Genomic DNA, 11,521 nt, shown 5'->3' on the forward strand with positions numbered 1-11,521 from the left:
TTGGCGAACATGTCGTTGATCGGGGTGTCCTTCATCACCTTCATGACGGAAGCCGAGTCGGTGGTCCCGGCGGCCTTCACGGCCTGCAGGTAATGCGTCACCGACGAGTAGACGCCGGCCTGCGCCGCGGTCGGCTCCCGCTTCGTGCGCTCCATGAAGCGCTTTGAGAACGCGCGGGTGTCGTCATTGAGGTCCCAATAGAAGGCTTCGGAAAGCAATAATCCCTGCGCGGTCTCGAGCCCGACGCTGTCGATATCGGTGACGAAGGCGAGCAGCGGCGACAGCTTCTGGCCGCCCTTCATCACGCCAAATTCCGCCGCCTGCTTGATCGCGTTGATGGTGTCGCCGCCGGCATTGGCGAGCCCGATCACCTTGGCTTTCGAGCTCTGCGCCTGCAGCAGGTAGGACGAGAAATCCGAGGTGTTGAGCGGATGCCTGACGCTGCCGAGCACTTTGCCGCCGTTCTTGACGACGACGCTGGTGGTGTCCTTTTCCAGGTCCTGCCCGAAGGCATAATCGGCGGTGAGGAAAAACCAGGTGTCGAGACCCTGCTTGACGGCAGCAAGGCCGGTGACATTGGCCTGGGCGAAGGTGTCAAACACATAATGCACGGTCGTGGGGCCGCAGGCCTCGTTGCTCAGCCGGATCGATCCGGGACCGTTGAAGATCACGATCTTGTTGCGCGCCTTGGCGATCTCGCCGGCGGCCAGCGCGGTTGCAGATGCCGCCACGTCATAGATCATCTCGACCCCCTGATTGTCGAGCATGTCGCGGGCGATGCTGGCGGCCAGATCGGCCTTGTTGAGATGATCGGCGGCTATGATCTCGATCTTGCGGCCGAGCACCTCGCCGCCGAAATCTTCCGCCGCCATCTTCGCGGCAGTCTCGCTGCCGGGTCCGGTAATGTCGGCGTAGAGACCGGACATGTCGAGGATGCCGCCGAGCTTTAAGGGAGGCTTGCCCTGCGCCGATGCCGCGGTGGCGCCGACAACAGCCAGCACCATGGCGAGAACGCCGGAAACAACGCCTTTCGCTTGTTTCATTCAAAGCCTCCCTGTCACCGCAATCAAATCGCGGCCGTTATTTCAATTGATGCGATCATGCCGTAACGGGTCGGTAGCGGCAAGCCGCAGCAAAACACCGCGACGGTGCTCATTATTTCCGCTCAGCGGAATCAATGGTTTGTGCGAGCATGCCGTCATGCTCTCGGCCGCCCCGATAAAATTTCGATGCGCTCGCCGCACGGCGATCCGTTTCGCTGGGTTGCTGCTGGTCGCTGCTGCCTCCAGCCCGGCCCTGGCGGCGGGATGCGCCTTCGAGCCGCAGGGAGAAGGCCGCGTCGCCGCGGTGATCGATGCGCGCAGCTTTCGCCTCGATGATGGCCGCGAAGTTCGCCTCGCCGGAATCGAGCCGGTGGCCGCCGAAAAGGCTGATCGCCGATCGGCGCTGTCGGCGCTGATCGAAGGGCGCAGCGTGACGCTGTCGGGCGAAGACGACACGCCCGACCGCTATGGCCGGCAGTCTGCCTTCGCGTTCCTGGCAACCTCTGAGGATTCGGTGCAGGCTCTGCTGCTGGCGCAGGGTGAGGCGCTGGTGTCCGGCACCGTGGCTGACAAGGATTGTGCATTGGCTCTGACTGCCGCGGAAGCTGCAGCGCGGCGGTCAAAACTCGGTATCTGGGCCGATCCTGCGGCCATAAAAAACGCGGAAAGTCCCGGCGATATCTTGGCTGGGATCGGGCAGTTTACGCTGGTCGAGGGCAAGGTATTGTCGGTCCGGCAGGCCGGGGCGACGACCTACCTGAATTTCGGACGGAACTGGACACGAGGCTTCGCAGCGACTATTTCGAGGCGGGTGCTTTCGGCTTTCGATACTGCCGGGGTTGGCGTTAAATCCCTCGAGAACAGACAGATTCGCGTCCGCGGCTGGGTCGAGGCCCATGGCGGCCCGCGGATCGAAGTGCTCCGGGTGGGGCAGATTGAATTAGTAGGCGGGAATTAGCTCGCTGGACCGGTTGCGAGTAGCTGCTGTGGGGGAATGTTTGGCACGACGCGAGATAAGGACGGGCCGCCGCCTTCGGGCTGCGATCGCCTTGCTGTGCGCCGCCATCGGCCTTTCCGCGTGCGCCGACGTGAACCGGCTTCAGACCGCGTCTGTGGTCGCAAGTCCTGCGAAACCCAGTCGCACCGTCGCGCAAACCCCGGCCGCCGAGCGCGAACATGAGCGCATTCTGGCCTCCTATGGCGGCGCCTATGATGATCCCCGACTGGAGGCGCTGATCGGCAAAATGGTCGATCGGCTGGTGGCGGCGTCCGATCGTCCCGATCAGGCCTACAAGGTCACAATTCTCAATTCGGGCGCGGTGAACGCGTTCGCGCTGCCCACCGGCCAGCTTTACGTGACGCGCGGCCTGATCGCGCTGGCGAGCGATACCTCGGAATTGTCTTCGGTGCTGAGCCACGAGATGGCGCATGTGCTGGCCAAGCACGCGGCGATCCGCGAGGATCAGGCGCGCCAGGCCGCGGTCGTCACCCGCGTCGTCTCCGACATGAGCAACGATCCGGATCTCACCGCGCTGGCGCTCGCCAAGACCAAGCTGACATTGGCAAGCTTTTCGCGCGCCCAGGAGTTCGAGGCCGACGGCATCGGCGTCGGCATTTCGGCGCGCGCCCATTTCGATCCCTACGGCGCGGCGCGTTTCCTGACCTCGATGGAGCGCAATGCCGAATTGAAGGCTGGCAAGACGACGCTCGATCCGCGCGCGCAGGATTTTCTGTCGTCGCATCCGGCAACGCCGGAGCGGGTGCAGAACGCACAATCCATAGCCCGGCAGTATTCGTCCCCGGACAGCGGCGAACGCGATCGCGAAAGCTATCTCAACGCCATCGACAACATCGTCTATGGCGAGGATCCGAGCGAGGGGTTCGTTCGCGGCCAGCGTTTCCTGCATCCCAAGCTCGGCTTCACCTTTGCCGCGCCGGAAAACTTCACGCTGGACAATACCGCCCAGGCCGTTATCGGCGTGCGCGAGGGCGGCACCCAAGCCATGCGCTTCGACGTCGTGCGGGTTCCGGCGGAACAGTCGCTCGGCGACTATCTCAATTCCGGCTGGATGGAAAATGTCGACAAGGCCTCGACGGAAGACCTGCTGATCAACGGCTTCCCGGCGGCTTCCGCCAATGCCAGCGGCGATCAGTGGCAATTCAGGGTCTACGTGCTGCGGTTCGGCAGCGATGTCTACCGCTTTATTTTCGCCGCGCGGCAGCGGAGCACCGAGAGCGAGCGCAACGCGCGCGAAACCGTCAATTCGTTCCGCCGCCTGACGCTCGAGGAAATTCAGGACGCGCGACCGCTGCGGATCAAGGTCATCACCGTGCAACCCGGCGATACCGTGGAATCGCTGTCGCACCGCATGGCCGGCGTCGACCGCCCGATGGAGCGCTTTCGTATCCTGAACGGGCTCGACCCCCGCGCCCAGGTCAAGGTGCGCGACCTCGTCAAGATCGTGGTGGATTGAACGGAAAACGGCGATGCAGGCAAACAAAAAGCCCGGCCTTTCGGCCGGGCTTTTGATTTTGACTTCCGCGCGGCGCGTTACGCTGCTTCGTCGGCCACCGCGGCATCGTCGGTGTCTGCGCCGGCATCGCCCTCGGCATCGGCTTCACCGTCGACCCCGACTTCCGCTTCGGCCTTGGCGCCGCGGCGCGGGCTCTTGGCGAGCTGGCCTTCGATTTCCTTGACCGCCTCGGTTTCGGTCACATGCTGCACGACCGCGATTTCCCGCGACAGGCGGTCGAGCGCGGCTTCATAGAGCTGTCGTTCGCTGTAGGACTGCTCCGGCTGCGATTCCGAACGATAGAGATCGCGCACCACTTCGGCGATGGCGACGATATCTCCGGAATTGATCTTGGCCTCATATTCCTGGGCCCGCCGCGACCACATCGTGCGCTTGACGCGGGCGCGACCCTTCAGGGTTTCCAGCGCGCGCTTGACCAAAGCGGGCTCCGACAGCTTGCGCATGCCGACATTGGCGACCTTCGCGGTCGGCACCCGCAGCGTCATCTTGTCCTTCATGAAACTGATCACGAACAGCTCAAGCTTCGCACCGGCGATCTCCTGCTCTTCGATCGCCATAATCTGGCCAACGCCGTGCGCGGGATAAACCACGAATTCGTTGGTCTTGAATCCTTGACGCTGGGTCAATACCTTCTTCGGCTCCTCGATACGCGGCGCAGCAGCCGCAGGCTTGGCAAGGGGCTTGCCGGTGGCGGCGATAGGCTTGGTCGCGATCGGCTTGACGACGGTTTTCGCGATCGTGTGGGGGGCGGCCTTCGAAGCAGTTGCCTTCGAAACGGTCGCTTTCGCGGCAGTTTTTGCAGTCTTGTCTGGCATTGGGCTTCTTTTGTTCTTTGAGGACTTTGTAGCCTGGGCCCTGACGGCAGCCCGGGTCTCCTTGGGAGAAGTCCGGGCAGAGCTTTTGGTTGCGCTGCGGCCGGCCGCAGCTGCTTTTTTGGAAGATTTGTTAGTACTTTTTTTACCCTTACGCGATTTATGTGACACAGCCTGCGCGCGGAACTACCACGCCCCTGTTAGATGATTTTCATGGGAACCCATAGGGGCCATAACCGCGGCTGACGGGTTCAGCTCGTTGATGTGCTCAATATATCACATTTTCCGCAAAAATCAATGATTTAAGGCCCATCCGCGGCCTGATGTGGCGGTTTTGGCCATATCGTCGGCATTAGGGTTAAATCGATGCTTGTTCAATCAGTCTCCGGTGCCCGGCGCGGGAGAAAAATATTTCTCAAACTTTCCCTCCATACCTTCGTAATCCTTGGCATCAGGCGGAAATTCCTTCTTTTGGGTAATATTCGGCCAATTCTTGGCATATTCGGTATTCACTTCAAGCCATTTCTCCAGACCGGGCTCGGTATCCGGCTTGATGGCGTCGGCGGGGCATTCAGGCTCGCATACACCGCAGTCGATGCATTCGTCGGGATGAATGACCAGCATATTTTCACCCTCGTAGAAGCAGTCTACCGGGCAGACCTCCACGCAATCGGTATATTTGCACTTGATACACGCTTCAGTGACGACGTAAGTCATCCAGGGCTCCGAACGGGTCGATTTTACCAGGTTGCGTAGCGCAGGAACTCCACGGCCGCAAGGGAAGCAGCGCGCGCGGGGGAGAGCGTTTTCGCCCGACATTGATGGCAGCTTTTAGCTCAGCCCGAAATAGTCATTCCCGCTGTTCCTCCAAATCGTCATACAGCACGCGCGCCGCCGACGCATCGCCCCGCCGCTCGCTAAATCCGACCACCCTGAGAATGCGCACGCTGCGATCGAGTCCGATCGTCAGCACGTCGCCAGCCTTCACGGCATGGCCAGGTGCCCGTTCGCGTACGCCGTTGATGCGGACATGCCCGGCCTCGACCAACGCGGCAGCGCTGGTGCGGGCCTTCACCACCCGCGCGTGCCACAGCCATTTATCGAGACGCTGGCGCTCCAAGCCACACCACTTTCAGCGATCCTTGCGGTTGGCGGTGAGTTGCTCCCGGAGCGCTGCGAGCTTGGCAAACGGCGAATTGGGGTCGATCGGACGATCGCGTTCGCGCGGGGCGGCGCTGGTGGCGAACTGCCGATGCGAGGGGCCGCTGTCGGGACGCTTGTCGCGGCCGCCTTTGTCACGGCCGCCCTTGTCGCGACCTCCGCCGAATTTGCCCTTGTTCCCAGCGGCTTCTCCGCTTTTGTCCTTGTCCCGGCCCTGAAAGCGCTCGCGCGGCTGTTGCACCCTGTCCTGACGCGGCTGCTGCACCCTGTCCTCGCGCGGCTGCTCCGTCCTGTCCGGGCGCGGTTCGTGCGCCGGCGCGCTATCGACCGCTGGCGCCGTGGCTTCAACCGGCGCATCGGAGTGCGGTTTTTGGAAATCGCGGTTGCGGTCACGCCGCCCGCGCCGTTGCCGCTGGCCCTTGGCGGCGTCGCCGGCCTCGCCTGGGGCGGCGGCGGGCGCAGCCGCTTGCTGGGGACGGTCCTGACGACGATGACGGTTGCGATCATGATGCGGACGGCGCTCTTCCGAGCGACCGCCGGGCCGCCAGACCTCCACCAGTTCCGGCGCTGCTGCCGCCGCCTCCGCTGGCGCTTCAGCGGGAGCCGTGCCGGGCTCGACAGCGGCAGCATCAATCGCTGCTTCCGTCACTGTCCGGGCGGCGGCCTCGGGCTGCACCACGTCCGATATTGCGACCGGGATTGAAGCGGTCGAATCCGGCAAGACTTCCAAGGCTTCCAAGACTTCCAAGACTTCCAAGACTTCAGAGGCTTCCGAGGCTTCCGAGACTTCCGAGACTTCCGAGACTTCCGAGGCTTCCGAGGCTTCCGAGGCTTCCGAGGCTTCCGAGACTTCAATGACTTCCAAGATTTGAACGACGGGACTTTCGTTGACCGCGGCCGGCTCGACAGCTGCCGATCCCTCGTCGCCGGCGGCTGCAACGTCGTTGGCGGTGTCAGCGCTTGTCGGGGTCGCCTCAGGTGCAGCCGCTATCGCATCGCCGTGTTCCGCCGCGGCTTCCAAAGCCGTTTCGGAGGTTTGCTCCGGCAAAGCGGCCGGATCAGCCTCTGCCGCGGTTGCTTCCGCGGCCGCCGCTTCGACCACCGCAGGCGCCGGTTTCGGCGGCGGCGCCGGGCGGCGCTCGCTGCGATAGCCGAGCGCGCGCAGGATCGAGGCAAAATCTTCGCCGGCCGACCCCGTCAGGGACGTCATGGCCTGGGTCACGACAAAGCTGCGGCCGTCGAACGCGCCAGCGGGCTTTTCGCCCGGCGAGGTCTCGCGCCACGACAGCGCCGGACGAATGAGATCGGCGAGGCGCTCCAGAATATCGACCCGCACCGCGCGCTCGCCGCACTGGCGGTAGCCGAGCACGCGATAGGCGTCGCGATCGAGCGCCTTGTCGACCGGGAACGAGGTGCGGCCGCTGGCCGCCAGGTGCTGGGCCCCCGACAGCGCCGACATATCGACATTGTCCTTTTTCAGCGCCCACAATAGCAACGCCAGCGCGCGGCCTGCCGGCTTCAGCAGCGCCGGCAAATAAATGTGGTAGGCGCCGAAGCGTACGCCGTATTTGCGCAACGAGGCGCGCGAGGGCTGATCCAGATCCTTCATCTCGGTGGCGATCCTGGAACGCTCCAGCACGCCAAGCGCTTCGATCAGCTGGAAAGCGATGCCGCGCGCGATCCCGGTGACGTCTTCGGCCTTGGCGAGATCGAACAGAGGTCCCAACAGCTTCTCGATATGCGTCTTCAGCCACAGATCGAGCCGCGTCTGCACGGCCTCGCGCGGCGCGCCGTTCAGCCGCTCGTCGGAAATGATGCGGATGCGCGGATGCAGCGCATCGTCGGCGGCCATCAGCCGCGCCACTGCGTCGCCGGTCCAGCGGATGGTGCCATCCGATGTCAGCACAAACTGATCGTCGCGCGCCGCCGACAATTTCTCGGCACGCGCGTCGATTTCGCCGGCCAGCGCCTTTTGCGCGGTCGCCTGCAAGGCCTTGGCGTCGGAGCCGGCCTCGGCGGCGTCGGGCGCGAAAGTGAATCCGTCGAGCCGGCCGATCACATGGCCTTCTACGATCACTTCGCCGGTCTTGCCGATTTCCGTATTCAACATCGTGTTTTCCCGCAGGCGGCGCATCAATACACTGGTCCGGCGATCGACGAAACGTTCCGTGAGGCGAAGATGCAGCGCATCGGACAATTTATTTTCCACCTCGCGGGTGATCCCCTGCCAATGTTCGGGGTCGGCCAGCCAGTCCGGGCGGTTGGCCACGAAGGTCCAGGTCCGGATTTGCGCGATCCGGCCCGAAAGCGTGTCGATATCGCCATCGATGCGATCGGCCTGATCGACCTGGGCGGCGAACCATGGGTCCGGAATTCGCCCCTTCTGCATCAGAAAACCGAACAAGGTCGTTACCAGTTCGGCGTGCGCCGCCGGCGCGATATTGCGGTAATCCGGAATCTGGCAGGCATCCCACAGCCGTTCCACCGCCTCGGCGCCATGGGCCAAGGAACGCACATCGGCATCGCGGGCGGCATGGTCGAGCACGCGCAGATCCTCGGCAATCGGCGCACGGGTCAGCGCGTCGTGCGAGGGCGACAGCGCCAGCGACACCTGCAGGGCGCCCAGCGAAGAAAAATCCAGCGTCGTATTGCGCCATTGCAGAACTTTCACACTGTCGAAGGTGTGATTCTGCAACGCGTTGACCAGTTCCGGCTCGAACGGCGCGCAGCGGCCCGTGGTGCCGAAGGTGCCGTCGCGGGTGGCGCGGCCGGCCCGGCCGGCGATCTGGGCGAATTCGGACGGGTTCAGCCTGCGGAACTGATAGCCGTCATATTTGCGGTCGGAGGCGAAGGCGACGTGATCGACGTCGAGATTGAGCCCCATGCCGACCGCATCCGTCGCCACCAGATAGTCGACGTCGCCGGACTGGAACATCGCCACTTGCGCGTTGCGGGTGCGCGGCGACAGCGAGCCCAGCACCACCGCGGCGCCGCCATGCTGGCGCCGGATCAGTTCGGCGATGGCATAAACCTCGTCGGCCGAAAACGCCACGATCGCGGTGCGCCGGGGCTGCCGGGTGATCTTGCGGTCGCCGGCGAATTCCAGCTGCGACAGCCGCGGCCGGGTGACGATGCTGGCGCCTGGCAATAGCCGCTCGATGATCGGGCGCATGGTGGCGGCGCCGAGCAGCAGGGTTTCGTCGCGGCCGCGGCGATGCAGGATACGGTCGGTAAAAACATGCCCGCGTTCCAGATCGGCCGCGATCTGGATTTCGTCGACCGCCAGGAAGGACACGTCGAGATCGCGCGGCATCGCCTCCACGGTGGAGACCCAGAACCGCGCCTTCGGCGGCTTTATCTTTTCCTCGCCGGTAATCAGCGCAACCGCGTCCGGCCCGACGCGATCGACGATCTTGTTGTAGACCTCGCGCGCCAACAGCCGCAACGGCAACCCGATCAGCCCGGAGGAATGGGCCAGCATCCGCTCGATCGCAAGGTGGGTCTTGCCGGTATTGGTCGGTCCGAGCACTGCGGTGACCCCGGCGCCGGGAGCCCGTCCGCTTGATATCGTGGACGGTGATGACGGGAAGGCCATGTTTATCAGGTGTTTCTGCGTCGAAGGGCGCTTGAGACGTGTGTCATATTGCGACGCCAGCGCGGTCGCGGCTTAAGTTCTGGAACGAGTCCGGAACGAATCGCGCCCGAATCGCTGACTCCTATGCTCTCCGGTTTCGTTCACCGCAACATCTCGCGTCGACACCCCATTGCAGCACTAGATCAAGTTCGGCAGAGGTCGACGAGGGCTGCCTGTGGGCGCGCAGTCGTTAACCGCAGGTGCCGAACCCTTAGCTCAGGAGTCAACAGGATTCATTGTGTTTTGGCGACCCGCGGCGGGGTCGCCTGGGTGATGAACTGGGTGGCCTCCAGCATGGCTTTGCCAAGCGGGGTCGGGATCACCATCCGGAACGGCACCAGGATGCGCGTGCCGGCGACCGGCGCGAACGCGATTTCGATGTTGCGCTGGGCGGCGAGATATTTGATCACGGGACGGTCGGGGATATAGCCCGCGACCGGCGAGAAATAGATCGCGCACACCACGACAGGGCCATAATAGCCATTTTCGGCCTTAACGGTTTCCATGCGCTTGAAGTCGAGCTTGAGATCGTAGCGCATGCGGCCGTCGAAGATCGCAGCGCCGGTGTGGCAGGCCTCGGGGCTGAGCGGATCTGCCGTGCCGGGGACATGCAGCATCGATCCGGTCATCGGATCGTAGACGCCGCGCCGATGCGCCTCGGTCACGGGGATCCGGTTCGGATCGACCGGCGGTTCCGGCTCGATGCCGTATTCCTTGACGTTGCCGTTGGCCAGCGAAATGTGAATGGCTTCGGTCTTTTTCGCTGTCGAGGTGGAGGCGGAATAATTCGTCGCCACCAGCGCGCCGCCCACGACCCGGCCCTGGGACGCGCCGGTGCCGCTGCCGCCGGAAAATGCCTTCATCAGTCCGGCGGTGGCGCCGGAGGCAGTGGCGGAAAACTGATCGTCCGTTATTTCGATGGTCCAGGCGCCCTTGCCGACGGGAATGCCGGCCAGTGTCGCCTCATAGCGCGCATCCAGCCGGCCCTGGGCGGACGCGGCCGGCAGCGTGACCAATAGCAGCAACGCGCCGCCGCACAGTCCGGCCTGCGCCCGCAGCGCAGCTCTTGCCAGCCGGGGCGAAACGATGCGGGGCGGGGTCACTGCAGGGCGATCCTGTGTTACGCGCGTATCTCGGGTCATTTAAGCAAAAATATCCGTCAGACAACGCGTCGGCGTGCTTTTCCAGCAAATACGCGCCATCCCTAAAGGGTGCACGCCCACGATCCCTGATTTCGGCGGTGAATGCGCCGATAATATGATTGTTCGCGAGAGGTCGCGGGGAGGTGCGTGGAACCGGCTATTCGGGTGCGCAAAACCTTGACGCGCTGCCGGGCTGCCCCTATAGCTCCGCGGTTCCTGAAATGGACGTGATTTTTGAACCCCAAGGCGTGTTCGAGCCCGGGGATGCCAGAGGATTTGTGACGATGTCGCGGCGCTGCGAACTGACGGCCAAGGGCCCGCAAGTGGGCCACACGGTGAGCCACTCCAACATCAAGACCAAGCGCCGGTTCCTGCCGAACCTGTGCAACGTCACCTTCATGTCGGATGCGCTCGGCCGCAATGTGCGCCTGCGCGTTTCCACCAACGCCATCAAGAGCGTCGACCACAATGGCGGCTTGGATGCGTTTCTGCTCAAGGCCAAGGCGGCGGTGTTGTCGCCGCGGGCGCTGGAGCTGAAGCGGCAGATCGAGAAGAAGAAGGCGGCAAGTGCGCCGGTGGCGAAGGCGGGGTGAGGGTTTCGCGGCAAGCGGGTCGGTGCTGAGAGTGTTGATGGCCTGGTCGAAAGACCCGGATTTTTGTTTTGGGGGACTCACTTCAACGAATCAACGAAGCAATTTTCGGGCAGCCACGCCAGGGCGAACCGCGAGGGCCTGACGTCGCCCATCGGCGCCAGTGACAACGTCTGCTTCTACCGACATGCCGACAGATAGGCTGGAATAGACGACGATCCCGATCTGTTTTTCGGAGAAGTAGACGTCTGTTTCACCCCTGTCGGTTTCGATGAAGCCGTAACGAGGTCGCCCCATCGATTCGAGCAGTCGCTTGATTTTTCCAGTCAACCGAGGAGCCGCGGATGGCGCGGGGCCCTGTTCGACCTCTCTGAGTCTTTGGATCGCCCTCTCGTTTGGTGCAATGGCTAATGCCCGGTCCAACAATTCGCTCGCCTGCTGATTTTGGCCTTGCCGGACCAAGACATTGACAAGCAGTGGGGTGACGATCGAGAGGCCGCGCCTGTTCCTATTGCGTTCGTCCAGGAGAAACCCCTGGCGCAGTTGGTCAACTCCCCCGGACAGGTCGCCACGCGTGACCAAGGATCTCCCATAGGCAGTTCGAA

At 63.5% G+C, this 11,521-nt stretch carries 10 protein-coding genes; 3 read left to right on the forward strand and 7 right to left on the reverse strand.

Annotation, left to right across the window (positions count from 1 at the left end):
* The coding region (locus ABSG20_RS18915; protein ID WP_423866043.1) for an ABC transporter substrate-binding protein at positions 1-1,004 on the reverse strand (1,004 nt) is incomplete at its 3' end.
* A 196-nt stretch (positions 1,005-1,200) separates the two neighbouring features.
* On the opposite strand from ABSG20_RS18915, the gene ABSG20_RS18920 reads away from it, so the two are divergent.
* Positions 1,201-2,001, forward strand: a complete 801-nt coding sequence (locus ABSG20_RS18920) for a thermonuclease family protein (protein ID WP_423866036.1) — start codon at positions 1,201-1,203, stop codon at positions 1,999-2,001.
* A gap of 28 nt (positions 2,002-2,029) precedes the next feature.
* Positions 2,030-3,517 carry a M48 family metalloprotease gene (locus ABSG20_RS18925; protein WP_490338327.1) on the forward strand — a complete coding sequence of 496 codons (1,488 nt, stop codon included), beginning with the start codon at positions 2,030-2,032 and terminating at the stop codon, positions 3,515-3,517.
* A 77-nt stretch (positions 3,518-3,594) separates the two neighbouring features.
* Here ABSG20_RS18925 and ABSG20_RS18930 read toward each other — a convergent pair whose 3' ends face one another.
* From ABSG20_RS18930 to ABSG20_RS18950, 5 genes are all read right to left on the reverse strand, one after another.
* Positions 3,595-4,560 carry a CarD family transcriptional regulator gene (locus tag ABSG20_RS18930; protein ID WP_423866037.1) on the reverse strand — a complete coding sequence of 322 codons (966 nt, stop codon included), beginning with the start codon at positions 4,558-4,560 and terminating at the stop codon, positions 3,595-3,597.
* Between the two features lie 207 nt (positions 4,561-4,767).
* A complete protein-coding gene (fdxA, locus tag ABSG20_RS18935; protein WP_423866038.1) occupies positions 4,768-5,106 on the reverse strand; it encodes a ferredoxin FdxA in 339 nt (112 codons plus the stop codon).
* 133 nt (positions 5,107-5,239) lie between these two features.
* Positions 5,240-5,509, reverse strand: coding sequence for an RNA-binding S4 domain-containing protein (locus ABSG20_RS18940; protein ID WP_423866039.1), 270 nt, complete (start codon positions 5,507-5,509; stop codon positions 5,240-5,242).
* A gap of 12 nt (positions 5,510-5,521) precedes the next feature.
* Positions 5,522-9,145: a helicase-related protein gene (locus ABSG20_RS18945; protein WP_423866040.1), complete on the reverse strand. Its 3,624-nt coding sequence runs from the start codon at positions 9,143-9,145 to the stop codon at positions 5,522-5,524.
* Positions 9,146-9,417: 272 nt separating this feature from the next.
* Positions 9,418-10,326 carry a DUF3108 domain-containing protein gene (locus ABSG20_RS18950; RefSeq protein ID WP_423866041.1) on the reverse strand — a complete coding sequence of 303 codons (909 nt, stop codon included), beginning with the start codon at positions 10,324-10,326 and terminating at the stop codon, positions 9,418-9,420.
* Positions 10,327-10,610: 284 nt separating this feature from the next.
* Here ABSG20_RS18950 and rpmB point away from each other — a divergent pair, with 284 nt between their 5' ends.
* Positions 10,611-10,919 carry a 50S ribosomal protein L28 gene (rpmB, locus tag ABSG20_RS18955; protein ID WP_423866045.1) on the forward strand — a complete coding sequence of 103 codons (309 nt, stop codon included), beginning with the start codon at positions 10,611-10,613 and terminating at the stop codon, positions 10,917-10,919.
* A gap of 90 nt (positions 10,920-11,009) precedes the next feature.
* Here rpmB and ABSG20_RS18960 read toward each other — a convergent pair.
* On the reverse strand, positions 11,010-11,521 hold a 512-nt coding region (locus tag ABSG20_RS18960; RefSeq protein ID WP_423866042.1), incomplete at its 5' end, for a hypothetical protein.

Source organism: Bradyrhizobium sp., from assembly GCF_049512235.1.
Lineage (GTDB): Bacteria > Pseudomonadota > Alphaproteobacteria > Rhizobiales > Xanthobacteraceae > Bradyrhizobium.